This is a genomic window from Paenibacillus oceani, assembly GCF_014705615.1.
Classification (GTDB): domain Bacteria; phylum Bacillota; class Bacilli; order Paenibacillales; family NBRC-103111; genus Paenibacillus_AB; species Paenibacillus_AB oceani.
On the sequence record NZ_JACXJA010000028.1, the window covers coordinates 118,733 to 140,803 of the forward strand.

Below are 22,071 nucleotides of genomic sequence, written 5' to 3' on the forward strand. Positions count from 1 at the left end.
AATGGATTCCGTGTTGTCTAGCGTAAACTGGTTGCTGGTGATGCCGATTATCGTCATCCAGCTTATCTTGATGGCGGTCGCCTTGATCGATTGCATTCGCGCCGAACGTACGCGCGGACCGAAAGGACTGTGGATTCCCGTCATCGTCCTGATTCAGGTCATTGGGCCGATCGTTTATTTTGTTGTCGGAAAGGAGAAAGCATCATGAACTTGCTTGAGGTGCAAGGACTCGTTAAAAAGTTTGGCTCCGCAATAGCTGTGAACGAGATCAGCTTCACTATAAAGGAAGGACACTGCGTCGCCTTGCTCGGACCGAACGGAGCCGGGAAGACGACGGCGTTAAAGATGATGGCAGGCCTGCTCCAGCCGAGTTCGGGTACGATCCGTTTCGGCGCGGGCCCGGCTGCGTCCGACACACCGGCAAACGAAACGCCGGCCACGCTGCGGCCCGTGTCCGGCAGCACGTCGGACATCCGCAGCATCATCGGGTTCCTTCCGCAATATCCGTCGTTTTACAACTGGATGAGCGGCCGGGAATATTTGATTTTCTCCGGCAGATTGGCCCGGATGAGCAAGCAGGAGGCAGCCGGCCGGGCGGATCGGATGTTGGAGACGGTCGGTCTGAAGGACGCCGCGAAGAAACGGATCGGCGGATACTCCGGCGGCATGAAGCAGCGTCTGGGCATCGCGCAGGCGCTTATCCACCGGCCCAGGCTGCTGCTGCTGGACGAGCCTGTATCGGCGCTCGATCCGATCGGAAGAAGGGAAGTGCTCGATATGATCCGGTCGATACAGAAAGAGACGACCGTTTTGTTTTCCACCCACGTGCTGCACGATGCGGAGGAAGTGTGCAGCGATATTATGATTATGAACAAAGGGCGGATCGTCGTATCCGGCACCTTGGACGAGGTGCGGCGCGAATACAGCGATCCGGTCATCCGGGTGCAGTCCGAACTTCCGGTAGATGACCATGTGGAACGGTGGAGCCGGCTGGAATGCGTGCGGGACGTCGAAGCCGGCCGTTATGAAGCGAAGATTACGGTTTCCGGGCTCCCGGAAGCGAGGGCTGTGCTGTGGGAAGACCTGCTGGTGAGCCAAGTGCCGGTCACCCGGTTCGAAGCGGGCAGAACGACGCTGGAGGAGCTGTTTATGAAGGCGGTGAGAGAATGAATCAGTGGCTCGTATTGTTTAACAAAGAAATGACCGAGATGTGGCGCAGCCGCAAATGGATCTGGGTGCCGCTCGTCTTCGTGCTGCTCGGCATCTCCCAGCCGGTGACAACGTATTACTTGCCCGACCTGCTGCAGGCTGCAGGCAGTCTGCCGGAGGGGGCGGTTATCGAGATTCCGATGCCGACCGGGGCGGAGGTGCTGGCCCAGACGTTGTCGCAGTTCGGGATGATCGGCGTGCTTGTCCTGGTCTTATCCATAATGGGCATCGTTTCTAGCGAAAGACAGAGCGGCGCGGCCGGACTCGTCCTCGTTAAGCCGGTTTCGTTCGTTTCCTACATCACCGCGAAATGGGCGGGTGCCGTTACGTTGACGGCAGTTTCGTTTTTAGCCGGATTTGCGGCAAGCTGGTATTACACGCGCATTTTGATCGGCTCTGTAGCGCCCTCCCTTTTTGCGGGCAGCTTGCTGCTGTTCGGTTTGTGGCTCGTGTTCGTCGTAACCGTGGCGGTCATGCTGAGCGCTTGGATGAACGGAAACAGCGGCGTCGCTTTCCTGACAATCGGCTCGGTTTTACTGCTCTCCGTCCTTACGGGTCTGTTTAACCGCGCGATGAATTGGAGTCCCGGCTCGCTGTCCGGACGGGCAACCCTTGTTTTGGCGGACGGCGGTCCAGGCACGCAGCTTCCGCTTGCACTCGCCGTTACCCTTGCAGCTATAGCGGCTTTGCTATTTGCCGCAGTCCGGCTGTTCCGCCGCAAGGAGCTGCTTCCGTAGGTTCCGACGATTGTGGTCTAGGCGATTGAACGGCGGATTATAATAGAGCTAAGAAGCGTTCACGCAGCGGCCTTGATCTCGCCATCAGCCATCATCCGACGAAGAGCCGGAACTGTTCGTCTCCCAAATCTATGAATATGTGCAAGCCCTTGACCTGAATCAGGAACCTTCCGGTCAAACGTGACTTCCCTTTACGGTTCGAATTTGATACCATATATAACACATACGAAACTTTGAAAAGTCGAGGGGCTGCGAACGTTTTCGTAGAATAGTTTTGCCTGGTCGGGCAAAGCGCGGGGGAGGAATCGACCATCATGCTGCGTTTAGGACAAAAAGTATGTATCGTAGCCGATAGTTTTGAGCAAAATCTTTCAATCGGAGATTACGGATATATAATCGCATACGATCGGAATGCGGATAACGCGTTCGATTATGTCGTGCGGATCCCTAAGATGAACAAGCACGTGTTCGTGCCTGCCGCGGATATCGAGCTGGAGGAGACGCTGCTGCAGCAGGAGGCGGACCGGATCGAACGGGAGGCGCTGATCGATTATGCGCTAGCCACGAAGAACGAGTTGCTGTTCCGTCGGATCATGAACGGAGACGCCGCCGAAGACACGGCTGCCGACAATAAAGAGGTTCAGTCCCAGCAGGACTTTATCCGTCAAATTAATTTGAAGGCATGGATCTAGTCTTTGCCGCCTATCCGATTGTTATGAATGTCAGGACGCCTTAGTTCGATCTAAAGGCGTCTTTTCTGCATGTTCCGGGAGATAACGCATGTTTCCGCAAATATTGACACGTTCTTTGCCGATAAGCTATGATAAGCATTAAACGGTTTTCGGGAGGAACAGGACAAGATGAACGACAATCATGCCAAAATACTGGACTGCACGATCCGCGACGGCGGACTCGTTAATAATTGGGACTTCAGCGTCGAATTCGTTCGCGACCTGTATTATTCGTTGAACGCGGCCGGCGTCGAATATATGGAAATCGGCTATAAAAACTCCGCCAAGCTGCTGAAAGGGGCCGATTCCGGTCCATGGCGATTTTTGGACGAAGCGTTTTTGCGCGAAGTCATTCCTCAAAAGGGCGATACGAAACTTTCCGCGCTCGTCGATATCGGCCGCGTGGACGAGAACGACATTTTGCCGCGCAACGAAAGCCTGCTCGACATGATCCGCGTAGCGTGCTACATCAAGGACGTGGACAAAGCGTTGGATCTCGTAAACAAGTTCCATTCCTACGGCTACGAGACGTCGATTAATATTATGGCGCTGTCTCACGTTATGGAGCACGACCTGATCGAGGCGTTCCATGCGATCGCCAAAAGCCCGGTTGACGTCGTCTATATCGTCGATTCTTACGGCAGCCTGAACCATCGGGATATCGAATATCTGGTTACCAAATTCCAGCGCCATCTGCCGGATAAGCAGCTTGGCATTCATGCGCACAACAATATGCAGCTCGCGTTCTCGAATACGATCATGGCAGCCGAGCGCGGCTTGCAATTTTTGGACGCTTCCGTATTCGGCATGGGCCGCGCGGCAGGCAACTGCAACACCGAGCTGCTGGTCAGCTACCTGAAAAATCCGAAGTACGAGCTGCGTCCGGTTCTCGAAGTGATTGAACGCCGGATGATTCCGCTTCGCGAAAAGGTCGAGTGGGGCTACATTGTCCCTTACATGATGACCGGAATATTAAACGAGCATCCGCGGATCGCTATGGCGCTGCGGGCGAGCGAGGACAAGGACAAGTACGCCGAGTTCTACGACAAGCTCACTTCTCCGGAAATTTCCATGGCATCCAAAGGCGAGTAATCGCTCCTTCGGATGCCGAGAGGCTTAAACGTATACTCCTGCGGGGATTTCAATCCCGCGGGAGTTTTTTGCGTTAGCTCAGGGCGCGCCTTCCGTCTTTTACGGATTGCCGGGAGCCGGAACGATCTGCCCGAACCTGCCCGGCACCTTGTTGCAGCGGCCTTTTTATTGAGTTCCAATACCCGGTAAGCTATAATAGGAAGAATGAATGCAGGTTCATATACACAGCAATTCGGGAGGTGCAAGCGATGAGCATCACGGCCAAAAATGTCGACCATGTCGCGAAGCTGGCCAGGCTTCAACTAAGCGAAGCCGACACGGAGCGGTTTACGGACCAGTTGAACGCGATCTTGAAATACGCCGAGAAGCTGAACGAGCTGGACACGGACCATGTGGAGCCGACGAGTCATCCCATGCCGCTTGTGAACGTTATGCGGGAAGATAACGTGCGTCCGTCCTGGCCGATCGAGAGCGTCCTGAAGAACGCTCCGGACGAAGAAGACGGTCAGTTCAAAGTGCCGGCCGTTCTGGAATAAGGATTCGCCATCAGGCGTTACAGTGCGATCGAGGGAGGTTTTATTTTGTCTTTGTTTGACCTGAAGCTGCAGGAAATAAATAGCCGGCTAGCCGGCAAGGAGCTGTCCGTGACCGATCTGGTCGATCAGTCGCTTGCCAAGATCGGCGATGTCGATTCCAAGGTGCGGGCTTTTCTTCGTGTGGATGAGGAGGGAGCACGCCGTACCGCGAGAGAGCTTGACGATCAGCTCGCTTTTGGCGGCGATCGCGGTTTGTTGTTCGGCCTGCCTGCGGGCATTAAGGACAACATCGTTACCGAAGGAATTACGACAACGTGCGCCAGCCGGTTTCTCGAAAATTACGATCCGATCTACGACGCTACCGTCATCAAGAAGCTGAAACAGGCGCAATCCGTGACGATCGGCAAGCTGAACATGGACGAATTCGCCATGGGCGGTTCCAACGAAAATTCGGCGTACCACGTGACGACGAATCCATGGAACCCCGAATACGTTCCGGGAGGGTCCAGCGGCGGTTCGGCCGCATCGGTGGCCGCCGGGGAAGTATATTTCTCGCTTGGCTCCGATACGGGAGGCTCGATCCGCCAGCCTGCGTCGTACTGCGGCGTTGTCGGATTGAAGCCGACCTACGGGCTTGTATCGCGGTTCGGGCTCGTTGCTTTCGCGTCTTCGCTCGACCAGATCGGACCGCTCACCAAAAACGTCGAAGATGCGGCTTACGTGCTCCAGGCGATTGCCGGACACGATCCGCAGGACTCCACTTCCGCGAATGTCAGCATACCCGACTATATCGGGGCGCTTAGCGGCGACGTGAAGGGGCTGCGCATCGCGGTTCCCAAAGAATATATGGGACAAGGCGTCGACCCGGCCGTGAAAGATTCGGTGCTGTCCGCGCTTAAAGTGCTGGAAGGGCTCGGAGCGGTGTGGGAAGAAGTGTCCATGCCTCATACCGAATATGCGGTAGCGACCTACTACCTGATCGCTTCCTCGGAGGCTTCCTCCAATCTGGCCCGTTTCGACGGCGTCCGTTACGGCGTCCGCGCCTCCGATCCGGACAACCTGCTTGACCTGTACGTCAAATCGCGCAGTCAAGGGTTCGGCCCGGAAGTGAAGCGGCGCATTATGCTCGGAACGTATGCGCTCAGCTCGGGTTATTACGACGCTTATTATTTGAAAGCCCAGAAGGTCCGCACCTTGATCAAGCAGGACTTCGACAACGTCTTCCAGAACTACGACGTGATCATCGGACCAACGGCGCCTACGACGGCGTTCAAAATCGGCGAGCAGGTCGGCGATCCGCTGACGATGTATTTGAACGATATTTTGACCATACCGGTCAACCTTGCGGGAGTCCCGGCGATCAGCGTACCGTGCGGGCTTGCGGAAGGAATGCCGGTCGGTCTGCAAATTATCGGCAAAGCGCTGGACGAAGCGACGGTGCTAAGGGTTGCCCACGCCTTCGAACAGCATACCGAACACCATAAGCAGCGCCCGGCGCTATAGAGAAGGAGGAGCGAACATCCCGTGACGGACAAACCATTCGAAACCGTAGTCGGCCTCGAGGTTCACGTCGAGCTGCACACGAACACGAAAATCTTTTGCGGCTGCTCCACCGAATTCGGAGCGCCGCCGAATACCCATACGTGCCCGGTATGCCTGGGCCATCCGGGAGTGCTGCCGGTTGTGAACCGGCAGGCGATTGAATATGCGATGAAAGCCGCGATGGCGATTAATTGCGAAGTAGCCACACACAGCAAGTTCGACCGGAAAAACTACTTTTATCCCGATTCGCCAAAAGCATACCAGATCTCTCAATACGACCAGCCGATCGGTCAGAACGGCTGGATCGACATCGAAGTGAATGGCGTGACCAAGCGGATCGGCATTACGCGTCTTCACCTGGAAGAGGATGCCGGCAAGCTGACCCACGTCGACGGCGGCTACGCGTCGCTCGTTGACTTCAACCGCGTCGGTACTCCGCTGCTCGAGATCGTATCCGAGCCGGATATCCGCTCTCCCGAAGAAGCCCGGGCTTATTTGGAGAAGCTGAAGGCGATCATCCAGTACTGCGACGTATCCGACGTCAAGATGGAAGAGGGCTCGCTGCGCTGCGATGCGAACATCAGTCTCCGTCCGTTTGGACAGGAGAAATTCGGCACGCGGGCGGAGCTCAAAAACATGAACTCGTTCCGGGGCGTTCAGCGCGGTCTGGAATACGAGGAGATTCGTCAGGCCGAGATTTTGTCCTCCGGAGGCGAAGTCGTTCAGGAAACCCGCCGCTGGGACGAAGCCCAAGGCAAGACACTGACGATGCGCGGCAAGGAAGAAGCCCACGATTACCGCTACTTCCCCGACCCCGATCTCGTGAGGCTGTATATCGACGACGAATGGAAGGGCCGCGTGCGTGCGACGATTCCCGAGCTTCCGGACGCCCGCAAGGCGAGGTATACGGAGCAGCTTGGTCTACCTGCCTACGACGCGGAAGTCATTACGTCCTCGAAGAAGCTGGCTGATCTGTTTGAGGAAAGCCTCAGCCATACGTCCGACTCGAAGGCGGTCTCGAACTGGATCATGGGCGATTTGCTCGGTTATTTGAATACGAACAATCTCGAGATCGATGCGGTTCCAATAACCGGGCAAGGGCTCGGCGAAATGATCGGTCTGATCGAGAAAGGGACGATCAGCGGCAAAATCGCCAAAACCGTCTTTAAGGAAATGCTCGTATCCGGTAAAAATCCGGGCCAGATCGTCGAAGAGCAAGGGCTCGTCCAGATCAGCGACGAAGGCGCGATCCAGGCGATCGTCGACAAGGTCGTAGAAGCGAACCCGCAGTCGGTTGCCGATTACAAGGCCGGCAAAGAAAAGGCCGTCGGTTTCCTGGTCGGACAAGTGATGAAGGAGTCCAAGGGCAAAGCGAACCCCGGCCTCGTCAATCAGTTGATCGTGGAACGGCTGAAACGGGAATAGTAGCGGATCTAATAAGCTGCGAGAGGAGCGGAGGAGATTGATTTCTTCCGCTTTTTCCCTTGCTTCCGGAAAAATATATTTTTGCAATGAACTTTTTTGCTAGTTATCCGTATTAGTAAAAGAAAACCAAGGAGGAATCGACTATGAAAAAACCTTTAAATACGATTCGCCGCGTAGCTGCAGCTTCATTGGCGCTCGCTCTCGCGATTCCGGCGGCGGTTGCCGGCGCATCGGAGCCGCTGCCGTCACCGGCTGCGGGGCAGCCGGCCTCCCAAATTCAGCCGGCCAAACCTGCAGCTTCCGTGGAAGCGGACAAGCTGGTTCCTCTCCGTGACTATAGCGAATCGGCAGGCGCAGCCGTACTGTGGCACGACGAAGATCGTTCCGTTACCGTCAAGCGCGGGCAGACCGAGATCAAGGTGAAGATCGGGGAAGCTGCGATTACCGTGAACGGGAAGGCGGTTACGCTGGACAAACCTGTAGAGATCGTAAACGAGAAAACCGTCTTGCCGCTCGGCGTTCTCGCCGATGCGCTGGGGGTTCGCGCAGGATGGAATGAGGAAACCCATACAATCGTAATCGCCCAAGACGATTATGCGCTGCTCGCTAGCGCGTTTATGTCCGCGTTACAGGCGGGCGAGCTCCAGAAGGCTCGGAGCTTCTTTACCGACAAGCTGCCCCCGCAAGCACTGGAGCTGATGCTCCCGCAAATGAAAGGAAGCATAGCAAACACGTATGGCCCTCTCGGAGTGCTGCTTGCCGTGGAAGAAAGTTCGAATGCCGTCCATCACAACGCGACAATCGCTTATGCGACCCAAGCAATTCCTTTTGAGATTACAATACGGTTCGATCAAACCGGAAAAATTGACGATTTCTTCGTTCCTTATTATTCTATCGAGGGGAGTTATGTGGAGCCTTCGTACGACGATCCTTCCAAGTATGTTGAAAAAGAAGTGGTGGTCGGTGAAGGTACGTTTGCTTTGCCGGGGACCTTAACGATGCCGGTCGGCAAGGGCCCGTTCCCCGCCGTCGTTCTCGTGCACGGTTCCGGGCCGAACGATCGGGACGAAACGGCCGGATCGGTGAAGACGTTCCGGGATATGGCCGTAGGACTGGCCGCCCAAGGGGTTGCCGTTCTTCGGTACGAGAAGATTACCCGCGAACATGTGATGAAGATGCAGTTGGGACAACTGGGCCAAGCCTATACCGTTAACGAAGAAACGGTCAAAGATGCCGTCAGCGCCGTCGAGCTTTTGAAGCAGACGGAAGGCATAAACCCGTCGCAAATCTATGTAGCCGGCCATAGCCAGGGAGGCATGGTTATGCCGCGCATTATTGACGCGGCCAAAGATACGGGTCTAGCCGGGACGATCTTGCTCGCCGCACCGACGGAGCCGCTGGAAACCCTGCTGGTGAAGCAAACCAAGTATCAGTTGGACCTGCTCAAAAAGGCGGGACAGCCGACCGAAACGGCCGAGCAGCAGCTTATATTCCTCGAACAGCAAGTAAACCTGCTGCAGGACCCGCAATATTCTGTCTCCAATATCCCGCAAGCGTTCGCCATGGGCAGCCCGGTATGGTGGTTCGATATCCGCAACACGTATGCCGCCGAGCAGGCCAAAAATCAAACCGGCCGTATGCTCGTGCTGCAGGGAGGCAACGACATCCAGGTGTTCCCGGACAGTCTGGATACGTGGAAAAAGACGCTTTCCGCCCGCACCGATGTGGAATACAAGCTGTATCCGAAGGTCAACCATACGATGGTCGAATTTGAAGGCCAGTCGACAGGCGCCGAGTATGCCATTCCGGCGAACGTGCCCGACTACATCATTACCGATATCGCCAAATGGATTTTGCGCTAATCGTTCTTATCCGAGGCACCCGACACAGGGTGCCTCTATTCCTATTTCCGCCCTACGTACCGCCCTGCAGCTTCTCCTCGGCATGATCCCCTTTACGCATTCATGTTTTCTATCATTCCGTGTTACAATAGAACTTGCCAGCGTTTACTAATCGATATGAAATAAGAAACCGGAGGGGCCGCTTGGAAAATCCGTGGATACTTGAACCTCTGTATATAACAGTAAGGCTAGTGCTTGCTCTGGTGCTCGGCGGATTAATCGGTCTGGAGCGGGAGCAAAGCAATCACCCGGCCGGATTTCGCACACACATTCTCGTCTGCCTGGGCTCTGCGCTTATTATGCTGCTGTCCTTGTATGGCTTCGGACAGTTTGCCGATGAGCCGAACGTGCGGGTCGACCCAGCGCGGCTGGCCGCTCAGGTTATAACCGGCATCGGTTTTTTGGGAGCGGGCACTATTATTTTTAACGGCAGCTCGATATCCGGGCTTACGACAGCCGCTTCCCTCTGGGTGGTGGCTGCGATCGGACTGGCGACGGGAGCCGGGTATTATTATGCCGCCGTCGTAACTACGGTGTTCGTCCTGATCAGCCTGTGGATTCTCAATAAGGTTGAGAAAAAGTGGATGGGCGGCAAGCAGACAAAAGCGGTTCAAATCGAGCTGCTCGACCGGCCTGGCAGCCTGGCTGTCATCTCTGCGGTGCTAAAGGAAAAGGGGATCGAAATCCGCAAGCTGACTATCCATCACATGCCCCCTTCCGATACCGGGGAGGAACGGATTCAAATCCGGATGTTTCTGCGTCTGTCCAAGCCGGAGCAGATGGTGCTGGCTGCGGACGAGCTGCAGAAAGTCGCAGGCGTTATGAACGTTTCGATGGAATAAGAAATGACCGGTACCTGCGTTCATACATATCCTTGTATACACGATTAATTCATTTGATTAGATGCCCACCTGAAGGAGGATTCACAACTACGATGAACGATCCGCACAAAGACAACGGCGATTCGTCCGCGGAAGGCGGGCTGTCCCATACCGGGCGCGGTCCGGGCTATCCGGAAAGCGGGTCCGGAGATCATCCGTCGTGGCAGCCGGTTGATCCTTACATGCTGGCGCCCGCGAAACGGAAATGGATCGCCGGCCTGCTCTCGTGCTGCATTCCCGGCACCGGCCACTTTTATCTCGGTCTTATGCAAAAAGGGCTGCTGATTATGCTGCTCATCATTATGGATATTTTCGCGATCGTCCATTTTTCGCTTAATATGTCGAGCATCCCGCTCATTACGCTGCTGGCGCTTTTTTTGCCGATTATTTATTTCTACAGTTTATTCGATGCGCTTCAGTCTACGGACAGATTGAACGCTTACCGGTTTACCGCCGCCGCTAAGCCGGGGGAGCCTGCAGTTTTAGACGGACAACCGCAGCCTCCAGGCTCGCGCCCCTATATCGGCTGGCTCTTGGTGGGGGCGGGTGCGCTGTTCTTCGTAGTCAGCGCCAAGCCGGCCTGGATGAACGCGGTCATGGACAAGATGGGTACGCTGATCGGAGGACTCGTTTTGATCGGCATCGGCATCGTCCTGTTTTTGCGTAATGCGAGATCGAAATAGCCAAGCCGGCGTATACATAAAGAAGGGGGACGATCTATGATCCGGGTGGGAAAGGTAACCGCAGGGCTCATATTGCTCGCTGCCGGCGGGGGACTGCTAGCCGACCGTGTGTGGGATACGAATTATTTGGGCTATGCGTTCGATGCCTGGCCGCTTGTATTCATCCTGCTGGGGCTTGAATACTTATGGGTCAACTTCCGACATCGCCGGGCCGAACGGGGTCCCCGCCTCGATGTCGGCGGCGTGCTGTTTTCCGTGATCATTGCGGCTGCTATCGCTTTATATTCCCAGCACGGCTGGCCGCCAAGCCAATGGTTTCAAGGATTTTCTTGGAAATTCGGGTCGGTGATGTCAGGGGAGTTCGGGCACAAGTTCGAGAAAGAGCTGGTTCAGGTGCCTGTAGGCGAACGGACGGAGAAGATTATCATTGAAAATCCGAACGGCAGCGTCATCCTGAAATCGGCGGATACGGATGCGATCCGGATCGATACGACGATATGGGTTGACAAGCTGAACGAAGAAGAGGCTCGCCTCATCGCGGCTGGCTCCAAGCTGGTCGTTAGCGACGGTCCAAGCGTTCGCATCGTGGCGGAAGGCGAGTCGTATTCGGGCTACCGGAAGCCCCGGATGAATCTGGTCGTAACCGTTCCGGCAGACAGGCAAGTCGATATGGAGCTTCAACTGCGCAACGGGAAAGTGCAAGCGGAGAAGCTGCCGATCCGAAGTGAGCTTGTCATCCGCACGACGAACGGTTCGATTCAAGTGGCGGACATCGGGGGGAAACTAATCGCCGATACGACGAACGGCTCGATCCATGTAAGCGGAATCCTGGGGATGGCGGACTTGGGCACGACGAACGGGGCGGTGACCGCTTTGGATATTTCGGAGGCTGCTATAGTGCGAACGTCCAATTCCGCCGTGACCCTGGAGCGCATTCGGGGAAAAGCCGAGGTTACGACAACAAACGGTGCGGTCACGGTTGCCGAGCCGGAGCGGGATGTGCGCATCAAGACGACGAACGGCGCTATATCGGTTACCGGCCATACGCTGGGCGGAGATTGGGATTTGAATACGACGAACGGCCGAATCGAGCTGCTTGTCCCGGAGCAGGGGAATTTCGAGGTGGACGGCCGAGGCGGCAAAGCGTCGTCGAATTTGCCGCTAACGATTTCCGACAAAACCGTTCGCGGCCAAGTAGGGTCCGGACAGCATAAAATCCGGCTCGATACGAGCAACGGTACGATCGTTGTGAATCGCGTCGATTGACAAAACAGCTTGTACGAACGTACAATAAGTAGAAAGTCGCACATTTCTATAAATTTTAGAAAAGTCAATGACTTTGTATACATCTGCAATTCCATTTCAACTTCCATGGTGGTGAGGAACATGACGTCCCGATTCGAGCAAGCACTGGACAAATTAAAGACAACCGGAGTTCGGATGACGCCTCAACGTCATGCGATTTTGGCTTACTTGCTGGATACGATGGAGCATCCGACTGCCGACGACATCTACCGTTCGCTGGAAGACCGTTTTCCGAGCATGAGCGTTGCGACCGTATACAATAACCTAAAAGTGTTTATCGAGGCTGGCCTCGTACGCGAGCTTACGTATGGCGACGATTCGAGCCGTTTCGACTCCGATATGTCCGACCATTATCACGCGATCTGCGAAGACTGCGGTAAAATCGTCGATTTTGAATATCCGCCGCTGCACGAAGTGGAGTGGAATGCCGCGAAGCAGACGGGTTTTCAAGTAAAAGGGCACCGGATGGAAGTGCACGGCATATGTCCGGAGTGCGCGCTCTCTGTCAAACATTAATGAACCCGGAAGCGGTTCGATTCGTCGGTATTTGTAGTATAATGGACGTGTCTGTCGGACACGTCTTTTTTGTTGCAGAGAAACTCGCTCAGCACCATACACATCTCGGGAATTAAAGGAGTGGAACTATGGAATCGTTGACCCCGCCGCCCGCAAAGCGGAAACGTTCGAAACGATGGGGGCGGCTGATTGGGTTTATCGTTATGGCTGGTATTGCCGGGTTAGCAGGCTATTATTGGTTTCAGACTTATTACCCAAGCAGCGAGCATGTACAGCCAGATTACGGCGGATTGCAGAAGCCGGTGTTTTACCGGGGAGAGATGCTGGAGCAGGAGGCGCTTGGCGAGCAGGACGGGCTGAAGCTGCCGTTGTCGTTTATTAAAGATAAAGCTGACCCTTCGATCTTGTACGAAGCCGCCAGCGAGTCGGTCATCATTACGACTAAGGACAAAGTCGTCCGGCTGAAAACGAATGCGTTAACCGCTACGGTGAACGATAAACCCCAGACGCTGAAGTTTCCGATCGTCAAAAAAGGGGAGGATGTGTACCTGCCGATCGACCCGGTTAAACAATATTACGGGCTGGACATCCGGGAATCGGCGGATACGGGGATCGTTTTGGTGCATCTTCAGGGAGACAACGTACAGTGGGGCAAGGCGGAGAGCGCTTCGTCCGGCAAAAGTGTTGAGATGCGCAGGGAACCGAACGTCAAATCGCCGATCGTGGCCGAGGTGCAGCAGGGTGAAGAGGTGATGATCTGGTACGAGAAGGACCAGTGGTATTATGTGCAGCGCAAGGACGGAACGGTAGGACATGCCCGCAAAAAAGAGATCTCGCTCGATCGGGTGGAGACGATACCCGCACAGCCGGCTGCTCAAGCGTATATCCCTTGGAAGCCGACGGGGGGCAAAGTGAATATGACCTGGGAACAGGTCGTTACGAAAAATCCCGATACGTCAAAAATCGGACCGATGCCCGGTCTCAACGTAGTCAGCCCCACCTGGTTTCACCTCACGGACGGGGAAGGCAATCTGAAAAACTTGGCGGATGCGTCCTATGTCACTTGGGCGCGGTCGAATAACTATCAGGTTTGGGCGCTGTTCAGCAACGGCTTTGATCCGAAAATTACGACACAAGCGCTGTCCACCTACGACAAGCGGATGAAAATGATCAAGCAGCTGCTGGCGTTCGCTCAGATGTATAAGATCCAAGGGATTAACATCGACTTTGAGGACGTGTATTTAAAAGACAAGGCCAACCTGACCCAATTCGTCCGGGAAATGACGCCGCTGATGCACGAGCAGGGACTGGTCGTCTCGATCGACGTAACGGCGAAATCGACAAGCGAGAACTGGTCGATGTTCCTGGACCGGGCCGCCTTGGGCGAGACTGTCGACTATATGATGCTGATGGCGTACGACGAGCATTGGGCTTCGAGTCCGGTAGCAGGCTCCGTCGCTTCGCTTCCGTGGGTGGAGAGGTCGCTTGTCCAAATTATGAAGGAGGACAAGGTTCCGGCGTCCAAGATGGTGCTGGGCGTCCCATATTATACCCGGATCTGGACAGAGCAGACGAAAAACGGCAAAAAGGAAGTTTCGTCCCGCGCCGTATTTATGGATACCGTCAACAAGATCATGCAGGAAAAAGGGCTCAAGCCTACCTTCTCCGCGGAAACCGGACAAAACTATGTGGAGTATACGGAAGATGGCAAGCTGAACCGGATCTGGATCGAAGACGAAATTTCCATGAAGGCGCGCATAGAGCTTGTTAAGAAATACGACCTGGGCGGCGTAGGTTCTTGGCGGAGAGGGTATGAATCGCCAGGCATCTGGAATGTCATTAAAGATACGCTGGAGAAGCGTCCATAGCCTGCAATTGCACTTATTATATGGATAAAGCAAGATTAAAAGGGGCGGCTTTCCAAGCCATTATCGATGGGGGGCAGCCTGGCTTAGAACGGTATACCCGAGAAAAAGGACCTCAGTCTCCACGTTATCGTGGAAGCTGAGGTCCTTTGGTTTTGAAAATGAGGGCGCTCCATGTCAGGTGAGCGCTTTTGTGACAACCCCTTTTACCTTTGGTGCGATTATTTACCGGCCGGCTCGCTGGCTGCTTCCGAAGGCGGAGCATACTTGGGGTCGAACGTTAAAACGGTTTTGCAGAACATGCAGCGATCCGTTTTGCCTAACATTTTCGTCGCTTTGCCGCATTCGGGACACTCCAGGGATACGGCGCTCGTAGACAGCATACCCGCCCAGAAGTAAACGCCCACGCTGCCCAGCATACCGAGCATGCCTATGACCATGAAAATTCCCGCTATTACTTTGCCGACTTGTCCCCAATTGAAAACAACTCCCGCCAATCCGACGATCATAAGCCCCATGCCGCCCATCGTAAGCAGGAGACCCCACAAACGAAACTCGTTTATTTTGCTTGATCTGAAACGCATCGCCGTTCCTCTTCTCTTATTTTGATAATTGGTGCGCTTAAAATATGTTCTCCGATCCACCCGCCTCAGGCAGGAAACTGGACAATCGTGTAGAACTATTGGTTTAGAGCCAATTCACTTGCATTGCGAGCCGGAGGGACAAATGGAAACGATCCGGAATTATGTACAAGACCGTTTTGGAACCAATCCTGACACGATAAGCGTTTCTGTTGTTTCGGACTCCCCGCCGTTACATGCGGCAGGCGAACATCCGGAAGTCCTTCTGCTAGTCATTACTGAATCCGAACAGACAGGCATCACTACTCATTATATAAAAGACGGTATCCGTATACAAGAACGTTGTCACAATCCCGGAATGTTGGAACGGCTGATTTGGCACGGCGGAAACTACAATATGATCCATTGGATTTTGCAAGGAGAGATTGTCATGGACCGTAATATGTACTTGGAAGGGATGCGCAGCAGATTGTCGGAGTATCCGGAGGAGCTGCGCCGCAAGGAGCTGATCGTCGAGTTCGACAGGTTTTTGAAAAGCTTCGTGCAAAGCAAGCAATATTTGCAGGACGGCCATATGCTCGACGCTTACAGCAATATTCTGGACGCACTCCGCCACTGGGCGCGTATTGCCATTATCGAGGAAGGGTATCATCCGGAAGTTCTCGTATGGGCGCAAGTACGGAAGATTAATCCAGGCGTGTATAAGCTGTATGAGGAATTGACCTGCAATCACGAATCACTGCAAAAGCGTATCCAACTGGTCGTTCTTGCCTGCGATTTCTCGGTCATGTCCAAGATGGAGCTTTGTTGTTCGGTGTTGCTCGACGTGCTTCGCAGCCGTGAAGAAGCCTGGAGTCTGCAAGAGCTTATGCAAATTCAGGAGCTTACAGATTTGGAGCTGGATCTTTCTTTGCTGCTCAACAAACTGGTGAGAAAGTCGCTGATTAAAGAAGTAGTTGAAACGGAGGATGGCCGGCAATCGCTGCTTCTCCGATTAAAGTACACGGTATAACACATCGATGCAACGTTGCGATACCCGGTTCAAATCGGCCTTCTACGGCCGGTTTGAACCGGGTTTTGTTTTGTCTGCGGGCCTGCGGCGTTCGCGGCCGTATCGCCATACAAGTCCCGATTTGCGTAAAATGCGACTGCTTGCTCCCCGCCCGGCGTCGTGTGAATCGCCGCTACGAAATGACGCCCGCCAAGCTCGCCGGGGCCGCGACCTGCCAATCTATATGGCGCAGCAAGTTGGTGTTATCGCGTTTCCGTGAAACGTCGCATACATCAATAATCAAACTATTGTCGGTTCGTCCCCATTACTTCTTGTTATTGTTATATTACCCTCTCTATGGACTAAACCTTCCGGCGAACGAGCTGCGGTATTCCTTCGGGCTGATGCCGTATTTTTTGCGGAACGAACGATGAAAGTAAGAATAGCTGCCGAAACCGGAAATTTCCGCGATATGATCCAATGAGGAATCCATGTAATGAATGCGATCGCGGGCGATGCGCAGACGGGTTTCTAAAAAATATGACATAATCCCAAAACCAAACGCTTCCTTGAACAAATGAGAGGCCCGTGATTCGCTCAAGCCGACATGCCGGGCGACATCTTTTACTTTGAAGTCGGGAGCCGACAAACGCTCCTCGTCCTCGATGAATTGCTTCATTCGCTGAACGACATATGACCGGCTTTGCGGCTCGCTCCAGATCGTCTGCAACGAACGGTCGATATGTATGCACAGCGTGCGCAGAAGGAGGTCCGAAGCCGCTTTCCAGTTGTCCCTTATGGTACGGCGCTCCAGCACGAGCTCCTTGAATATCGCCAGCATGCTGTCGCTTGGAAGGATACTCGTCTTGTAAGGGCGGTTGCTGGCGTTCCACCAGGACTCCAGCCACGCTCCCCGGCAAAGAATCGTGTAGCTGCCGCTGCATACTTTCCCTGTATCCGGATCAGGCTCGAACGAAAATTCCGAACTTTGTCCGGGCCGCAACAACAGCAGGTCGCCCGGGCGGAACGATAGCGGCTCTCCTCCGATCAACGCGTGGCACTGCCCTTCCGCCTGCAGACGAATCATGTAATTATGATGAAAAAATGTGCTTCCATTATACGGCTTCAAATATTTCGGATAATGTGCGTATATGACCTGTGTCGGCAGTGGATCGGACATGCTCGCATCAATCCCCTTTCCGGGACAACTGGAAATTTCGGCTGAAATCGCCGGATTTGCGTACCACTAGGATACAGCCGGCTTGGCGAGTTGTCCATAGACAAACGAACTTAGCAGAATCGGTCATCTTTCGGGTGATTCCTTCATGTTCGAACCTGCAGATGGCCTCTACAATTAAGCATAAGGGGTCTTCGTCAGGCTCCAAAGGTACAAATATTAAAAAAGGAGGGGTGCGCCATGTTGATCAAGACATTAAAAGTCGCCGGCGCCGCTGTTTTGACAGGTGCATTACTGGCGGGATGTACAGGCAGAACAAGCGACAACGGCGGTAATAACGGTAACAGTAATGCGGGTACCGATGCGAACAAGCCGCCGGAGCCCGTAGAACTGGTTGTGTATTATTACGGTGGAAGCTACGGCGAAGAAAGATTCATGCAGTCGTATGGCAACGACATCGTGAAGAAGTATCCGCATATGGAATTGAAATTTATGCAAGGCAGTACCGGAGGCGGAACGGAAGGGCTGCCGCTGGCGGATGCGATCGCAACGAAGATGCCGATCGACGTCATGTACGGTAGTGTGGAACAGATTCCCGAATCTTTGATTCGCTACGATCTCGCTTATGACCATGGAGAACTGATCAAAAAAAATCGGTACGATTTGAGTCATCTTAACGCCAACGTAGTCGCTGCCCACAAAAGCATAACTGGCGGTCCCATCTACGGGCTGCCAGTAGGCGCCGATGTTTTGAAATTTTTGTATAACCGCGATTTGTTCGACAAGTTCGGCGTGCCTTACCCGAAAGACGGCATGACCTGGGACGAAGTATACGAGTTGGCCAAGCGGTTGTCTCGCACCGACAACGGCATCCGGTACCGCGGGGCGGCGATCAGCTTCGAATACGTGTCCCGGCTCAACCAATTCGGCGTGGGCTTCGTCGATCCGCAAACCTCGAAGCCGTTGTTTACGACAGACGACCGCTGGAAGCGGCTTGCGGAGCTGTTTTCCCGATTTTATCAAATTCCCGGCAACGAGGTCGACAGCAAAACGGTCAGCTTCGGCAGCCAGCATACGGCGTTCACGACCGGCGGTACGGTTGCTATGGACTTCACGCTCAACGTGTTGAATGATTTATGGACGGTCAACTGGGATTTGGCGAAATTCCCGGTATTCCCCGGTAATCCTGCAGGAAGCGGAAGATCCGGCGGCAATTTTTTTGCCGTAACGAGCATCAGCAAAAATAAGGACGAAGCGTTCAAGTTGACCTCCTATTTGACTTCCAGGGAATATCAATTGAAGCATTCGGCGCTCGGCACGATGGGCGTATTAAACGATCCTGAGATGAAAACCATTTACGGCCGGGATGTCCCGTGGATGCAGGAAAGGAAGATCAACCTGGAAGCGTTGTTCCCCGAAGCGTATGCAGAACAGTATCCGATTACGACTTACGATAAAATAGCCCGAGACGAATTTGTGAAACAAATGAACGGGCTTGTCACGGGGGCGGTGACCGACGTCAACACGGCGCTCCGCGATGCCGCCGAATCGGCAGCGAAGCTGATCGAAACAGCCAAAACCCAGACAAAATAAAGGTACCTTGGGAGGAGCCTTACTGTGAAGCACTATACACTTATTTCCACCTATCCGGAAAATCGCGCCTCCGCGAATGTGGGCGACTTGCTCATCCGAGAGTCGGAGAAAGCGCTTATTGAGCGCGAGAGGGGGGGCGTGGCTTTCACCACTTATTTCCGTGAAGATTCGCTGGACGATTATTTGGATGAGATTAACCGCACCGACGGCATATTGATGACGTTTCCGATCCGGGATACGCCGATGTATCCCGGCACGTTCCGGCTTGTGAACAACTTGGCCGATATCCGCGTCCCGATTATTCCGATGCCCGCAAACTGGAACGTTTATCCAGGCGATGCGATGAGCCGAGAGCATGTCTCGTATTCGTCCGCCACGAGGGAGTTTCTTCATGCCATCGCGAGCAACGTCTCTGTTTTGCCGTGTCGCGAATACCATACGATGCGGGTGCTGGCCAGGCACGGCATCCATAATACGGTCATGACCGGCGATCCGTCTTGGTACGACCCCGCGTATTTCGGGAAGCCGATGCATCGTCCTGGCAAGATCGAACGGCTCGTCTTTTCGCCGCCGCTCAGCCCGTTTTATGTCACGCAGGCAAAAAGCGTCATGGCGATGCTGGCCGAGCTTTATCCGCAGGCGGAACGTGTCTGCTCGATGCATTTGGCCGATTCGCGGATCAATTTGTTTGCAAATAAACGGCCCAGCAACGATGCCTCCATGACGGAAGCGGTTGCGGAGAAAAACACACGCATCCGCCGATATGCTAGTGAATACGGCTTTGAGGTGCGCGAGGTGGCCGGTGATGTACGGAAGATCGAATTTTACAAGGCGTGTGATCTGCACGTCGGTTACGAATGCCATGCCCATGTCAGCTTTTTGCGTTGGAGACGGCCTTCGGTGCTTATCGCGGAGGATGCGCGCGGCGTCGGCTTCAACTACACGTTCGGGGTCGGCGGCTTCGACGGCTTCCGCCGCTGTCAGAACGATTCGCCTATTCGAAGCTTGGAAGGCGGGACTTCGGGTTATTGCGTAACAGTTGACGAATACTCCATCGCCCCGTGCGACCATTCCGTTGTCATGCAGATGAGGCAGTATTTGGCCGAGGAAGCATCCAGCCGATTTCGCAGATACCAAGGCGTGGCCGAGTTTATCGACGAAACGTATGAACAGGCGATGGCGCCGTTTCTGCGTTCGTTGCCGTAATGAAGCGGGGTTCGCCAATCCCGCTACAGATTGCGGGAGAATCAGTACAACAATCGGAAAGGAGCGAGACCGAATGGGATCACTGATTAAAATCGAAGATGTCGTGCTTTACAAAGACGGGCATTACAACACGTTTCCGAGTATGATCAAAACGAATCACGGCGAACTGTTAATCGCCTTCCGCCAAGCGCCGGACAGGCTGGAGCGGTTTCCTAACGGCCAGCACGTTGATCCGGCCGCGAAGGCGGTTTTAATCCGTTCTCGCGATAATGGCCGGACGTGGGACAACAAGGCGACGGTCATATACGACGATTACAGCCTGGGTATCTCGGACCCTTGCTTGACGCAATTGCGGGATGGCACGATATTCGCGACGTTCTTTACCCATCAGGTGCTGTTGAAGTCGGATGTGCCCGTGCTACAGCCGCACACGATGGATTGTCTACTAGCTGACAAATGGGTGATTCGGGCCGCCCCCGGATTTACACTGCGATCCGCAGACGGAGGCAGGCGCTGGGATGAGCCGATTCCGGTGCCGGCTTCCCGCGATTCATTGTACGGAGGAGGTCTCGTCGACAAAGTGATGCGAGGCCATGTCGTGGAGATGGAAGACGGTTCGCTGCTATCGTTGATGTGCACGCGTCCGCGAACGCCGGGGCGGGTGCAACTGAATGTCACGACCGATCGGGGGCGGACATGGGAGATGGTTTCTCGCTTGCCCGATGCGGAGGATACAATATTCTACGAGCCGAACCTGTACCGTACCGCCTCTGGGAAGCTGGTCGCCTTTCTGCGGTCGGTCAAGAAGAATGTGCCCAATGAAAGGGCGAACCCTTTATTCACTTGCGAGTCGATCGATAACGGACGCACCTGGGCGAACCTGCGGGAGCATCCGATTTATACTCCGAACCCGTTTGATGTCATTGCTTTGCAAAGCGGCCGTGTGCTGCTTTCCTACGGATACCGTCATCCTCCGTACGGCATTCGGGCGCGCTTGTTGGACGCGGAATGCGAGAATATTGGAGAGGTGGAGGAAGTGATGCTGCGGGAGGACGGCTGCGGCTTCGATATCGGCTACACAGGAGCGGCGCAATTGGATAACGGCGATATTTTGATCGTTTACTACTATTTCGACCGGTACAAGGGTGAGCGATACATCGCCGGTACGCATTGCAGGGAAGGTTAAACGACCGAACTGATTTCGAGAAGTCGAGGCTGGCTGTCGACTAGACGAAGATCTCGTATCTACGAATGGTGTTTAGAGCAATAATTATGAGGTTCATTAAGGCTGGTATACTTTTTAAGCCATTAAAAAAGCTTCGATTCGGAGCTTTCTTTTTTTGTATAAGAAAACCCTCGGTTCGACTGGGGGTTCAGAAAAACGTATAGCTATGATTAGTTCATCTTTCGAACGTCATAATAACATAAATGCCGGTCTGCCAACCGAACAAATCAGTATTTGCGCCGAAGTACCGAAGACAAGTGGTTTATGAAAAAATGAAGTGTGAAATCGGAAAAATCAATCACCCGCTAACTGTGTGCACGAAAAGGAGTAGAGATGAGATTCTGGAAGCGGAGGCGTGCTCCGATTACATTCACATGCTGGTATCCCGCCGAATCGTGAAAGTCCTGCGGTTGGCAGACGTTCAATGCGTCTTTGAAGCACGTGCTTGTACCATGTCCTTATAGGGCGCCGGCAGTTATGACTTGGAATGACTTGGAGAGATTGTGTGAGATACAAGGGGGATAGCTGGTCGTTTCAAAGAAAATAAAAATAGGTGTTGACTTAAGGGGACGAGCATGATAATCTATTCCTTGTCGCCAAAAACGACAGCAAGCATTCAAAAAAAAGATTCAAAAAAAAGCTTGCAAAGATATAGGCGACTGTGATATATTAAAGAGGTCGCCGCAAAACGGACGACAACGAAACAAAAGAACATTTTGTTCCTTGAAAACTGAACAACGAGCGTGCAAGTGACGATCTCGCAAGAGATCAAAACAAGTCGAGCAATCGACACAAGTCAGTACGTTTGAGCAATCAGCTCTAAAATAAAGAGATGCTTCTCGGAGTGAAATCGGAGAAGCGACTCGACCTTATTG

General features: G+C 53.9%; 20 protein-coding genes and 1 pseudogene. 19 read left to right on the forward strand and 2 right to left on the reverse strand.

What is annotated here, in order from left to right; translation table 11 throughout:
* The first annotated feature begins 1 nt into the window (after position 1).
* The 14 genes from IDH45_RS20350 (at position 2) to IDH45_RS20415 (ending at position 14,426) form a co-directional block, all read left to right on the forward strand.
* Complete coding sequence (locus IDH45_RS20350) at positions 2-208, forward strand: PLDc N-terminal domain-containing protein (protein WP_223836817.1); 207 nt, start codon at positions 2-4, stop codon at positions 206-208.
* Positions 205-1,170, forward strand: coding sequence for an ABC transporter ATP-binding protein (locus IDH45_RS20355; protein ID WP_190929963.1), 966 nt, complete (start codon positions 205-207; stop codon positions 1,168-1,170). The genes IDH45_RS20350 and IDH45_RS20355 overlap by 4 nt, the downstream gene beginning before the upstream one ends.
* Positions 1,167-1,946 (forward strand): ABC transporter permease, encoded by a 780-nt coding sequence (locus IDH45_RS20360; protein ID WP_190929964.1) that lies wholly within the window; start codon positions 1,167-1,169, stop codon positions 1,944-1,946. The genes IDH45_RS20355 and IDH45_RS20360 overlap by 4 nt, the downstream gene beginning before the upstream one ends.
* 314 nt (positions 1,947-2,260) lie before the next feature.
* Positions 2,261-2,638 (forward strand): ATPase, encoded by a 378-nt coding sequence (locus IDH45_RS20365; protein WP_190929965.1) that lies wholly within the window; start codon positions 2,261-2,263, stop codon positions 2,636-2,638.
* A 168-nt stretch (positions 2,639-2,806) separates the two neighbouring features.
* On the forward strand, positions 2,807-3,769 hold the full coding sequence (locus IDH45_RS20370; RefSeq protein ID WP_190929966.1) for an aldolase catalytic domain-containing protein: 963 nt from the start codon (positions 2,807-2,809) through the stop codon (positions 3,767-3,769).
* A 248-nt stretch (positions 3,770-4,017) separates the two neighbouring features.
* Positions 4,018-4,305, forward strand: a complete 288-nt coding sequence (gatC, locus tag IDH45_RS20375; RefSeq protein ID WP_190929967.1) for an Asp-tRNA(Asn)/Glu-tRNA(Gln) amidotransferase subunit GatC — start codon at positions 4,018-4,020, stop codon at positions 4,303-4,305.
* A 45-nt stretch (positions 4,306-4,350) separates the two neighbouring features.
* A complete protein-coding gene (gene gatA, locus IDH45_RS20380; protein WP_190929968.1) occupies positions 4,351-5,808 on the forward strand; it encodes an Asp-tRNA(Asn)/Glu-tRNA(Gln) amidotransferase subunit GatA in 1,458 nt (485 codons plus the stop codon).
* Between the two features lie 21 nt (positions 5,809-5,829).
* Positions 5,830-7,272 carry an Asp-tRNA(Asn)/Glu-tRNA(Gln) amidotransferase subunit GatB gene (gatB, locus tag IDH45_RS20385; protein WP_190929969.1) on the forward strand — a complete coding sequence of 481 codons (1,443 nt, stop codon included), beginning with the start codon at positions 5,830-5,832 and terminating at the stop codon, positions 7,270-7,272.
* Positions 7,273-7,415: 143 nt separating this feature from the next.
* On the forward strand, positions 7,416-9,134 hold the full coding sequence (locus IDH45_RS20390) for an alpha/beta hydrolase family protein (RefSeq protein WP_190929970.1): 1,719 nt from the start codon (positions 7,416-7,418) through the stop codon (positions 9,132-9,134).
* Between the two features lie 182 nt (positions 9,135-9,316).
* Positions 9,317-10,015 carry an MgtC/SapB family protein gene (locus IDH45_RS20395; RefSeq protein WP_190929971.1) on the forward strand — a complete coding sequence of 233 codons (699 nt, stop codon included), beginning with the start codon at positions 9,317-9,319 and terminating at the stop codon, positions 10,013-10,015.
* Between the two features lie 92 nt (positions 10,016-10,107).
* Positions 10,108-10,737, forward strand: coding sequence for a hypothetical protein (locus IDH45_RS20400; RefSeq protein WP_190929972.1), 630 nt, complete (start codon positions 10,108-10,110; stop codon positions 10,735-10,737).
* Between the two features lie 36 nt (positions 10,738-10,773).
* Positions 10,774-12,003, forward strand: coding sequence for a DUF4097 family beta strand repeat-containing protein (locus IDH45_RS20405; protein ID WP_190929973.1), 1,230 nt, complete (start codon positions 10,774-10,776; stop codon positions 12,001-12,003).
* A gap of 120 nt (positions 12,004-12,123) precedes the next feature.
* Positions 12,124-12,558, forward strand: coding sequence for a peroxide-responsive transcriptional repressor PerR (gene perR, locus IDH45_RS20410; protein ID WP_190929974.1), 435 nt, complete (start codon positions 12,124-12,126; stop codon positions 12,556-12,558).
* A gap of 128 nt (positions 12,559-12,686) precedes the next feature.
* Complete coding sequence (locus IDH45_RS20415; RefSeq protein ID WP_190929975.1) at positions 12,687-14,426, forward strand: glycosyl hydrolase family 18 protein; 1,740 nt, start codon at positions 12,687-12,689, stop codon at positions 14,424-14,426.
* Positions 14,427-14,644: 218 nt separating this feature from the next.
* Here IDH45_RS20415 and IDH45_RS20420 read toward each other — a convergent pair whose 3' ends face one another.
* Positions 14,645-15,007, reverse strand: coding sequence for a YgzB family protein (locus IDH45_RS20420; protein ID WP_190929976.1), 363 nt, complete (start codon positions 15,005-15,007; stop codon positions 14,645-14,647).
* Positions 15,008-15,149: 142 nt separating this feature from the next.
* On the opposite strand from IDH45_RS20420, the gene IDH45_RS20425 reads away from it, so the two are divergent.
* Positions 15,150-16,016: a nucleotidyltransferase-like protein gene (locus IDH45_RS20425; protein WP_190929977.1), complete on the forward strand. Its 867-nt coding sequence runs from the start codon at positions 15,150-15,152 to the stop codon at positions 16,014-16,016.
* A gap of 334 nt (positions 16,017-16,350) precedes the next feature.
* Here the strand turns inward: IDH45_RS20425 and IDH45_RS20430 are convergent, their stop codons facing one another.
* Positions 16,351-17,175 (reverse strand): AraC family transcriptional regulator, encoded by an 825-nt coding sequence (locus IDH45_RS20430; protein ID WP_190929978.1) that lies wholly within the window; start codon positions 17,173-17,175, stop codon positions 16,351-16,353.
* A 237-nt stretch (positions 17,176-17,412) separates the two neighbouring features.
* On the opposite strand from IDH45_RS20430, the gene IDH45_RS20435 reads away from it, so the two are divergent.
* From IDH45_RS20435 to IDH45_RS34200, 4 genes and pseudogenes are all read left to right on the forward strand, one after another.
* Positions 17,413-18,765, forward strand: coding sequence for an ABC transporter substrate-binding protein (locus IDH45_RS20435; protein ID WP_190929979.1), 1,353 nt, complete (start codon positions 17,413-17,415; stop codon positions 18,763-18,765).
* 24 nt (positions 18,766-18,789) lie between these two features.
* Entirely contained in the window at positions 18,790-19,971 is a 1,182-nt protein-coding gene (locus IDH45_RS20440; protein WP_190929980.1) for a polysaccharide pyruvyl transferase family protein, read from the forward strand.
* A 73-nt stretch (positions 19,972-20,044) separates the two neighbouring features.
* On the forward strand, positions 20,045-21,157 hold the full coding sequence (locus tag IDH45_RS20445; RefSeq protein ID WP_190929981.1) for a sialidase family protein: 1,113 nt from the start codon (positions 20,045-20,047) through the stop codon (positions 21,155-21,157).
* A 242-nt stretch (positions 21,158-21,399) separates the two neighbouring features.
* A pseudogene (locus IDH45_RS34200) lies at positions 21,400-21,579 on the forward strand (transposase); the annotation flags it as partial.
* Between the last annotated feature and the right edge of the window lie 492 nt (positions 21,580-22,071).

Bases quoted from the DNA above. Each gene is read 5' to 3' on its own strand.
- IDH45_RS20350 (WP_223836817.1), top strand. From the start codon at position 2: ATGGATTCCGTGTTGTCTAGCGTAAACTGGTTGCTGGTGATGCCGATT.
- IDH45_RS20355 (WP_190929963.1), top strand. From the start codon at position 205: ATGAACTTGCTTGAGGTGCAAGGACTCGTTAAAAAGTTTGGCTCCGCA.
- IDH45_RS20360 (WP_190929964.1), top strand. From the start codon at position 1,167: ATGAATCAGTGGCTCGTATTGTTTAACAAAGAAATGACCGAGATGTGG.
- IDH45_RS20365 (WP_190929965.1), top strand. From the start codon at position 2,261: ATGCTGCGTTTAGGACAAAAAGTATGTATCGTAGCCGATAGTTTTGAG.
- IDH45_RS20370 (WP_190929966.1), top strand. From the start codon at position 2,807: ATGAACGACAATCATGCCAAAATACTGGACTGCACGATCCGCGACGGC.
- gatC (WP_190929967.1), top strand. From the start codon at position 4,018: ATGAGCATCACGGCCAAAAATGTCGACCATGTCGCGAAGCTGGCCAGG.
- IDH45_RS20390 (WP_190929970.1), top strand. From the start codon at position 7,416: ATGAAAAAACCTTTAAATACGATTCGCCGCGTAGCTGCAGCTTCATTG.
- IDH45_RS20400 (WP_190929972.1), top strand. From the start codon at position 10,108: ATGAACGATCCGCACAAAGACAACGGCGATTCGTCCGCGGAAGGCGGG.
- IDH45_RS20405 (WP_190929973.1), top strand. From the start codon at position 10,774: ATGATCCGGGTGGGAAAGGTAACCGCAGGGCTCATATTGCTCGCTGCC.
- perR (WP_190929974.1), top strand. From the start codon at position 12,124: ATGACGTCCCGATTCGAGCAAGCACTGGACAAATTAAAGACAACCGGA.
- IDH45_RS20415 (WP_190929975.1), top strand. From the start codon at position 12,687: ATGGAATCGTTGACCCCGCCGCCCGCAAAGCGGAAACGTTCGAAACGA.
- IDH45_RS20420 (WP_190929976.1), bottom strand. From the start codon at position 15,007: ATGCGTTTCAGATCAAGCAAAATAAACGAGTTTCGTTTGTGGGGTCTC.
- IDH45_RS20425 (WP_190929977.1), top strand. From the start codon at position 15,150: ATGGAAACGATCCGGAATTATGTACAAGACCGTTTTGGAACCAATCCT.
- IDH45_RS20430 (WP_190929978.1), bottom strand. From the start codon at position 17,175: ATGTCCGATCCACTGCCGACACAGGTCATATACGCACATTATCCGAAA.
- IDH45_RS20435 (WP_190929979.1), top strand. From the start codon at position 17,413: ATGTTGATCAAGACATTAAAAGTCGCCGGCGCCGCTGTTTTGACAGGT.
- IDH45_RS20445 (WP_190929981.1), top strand. From the start codon at position 20,045: ATGGGATCACTGATTAAAATCGAAGATGTCGTGCTTTACAAAGACGGG.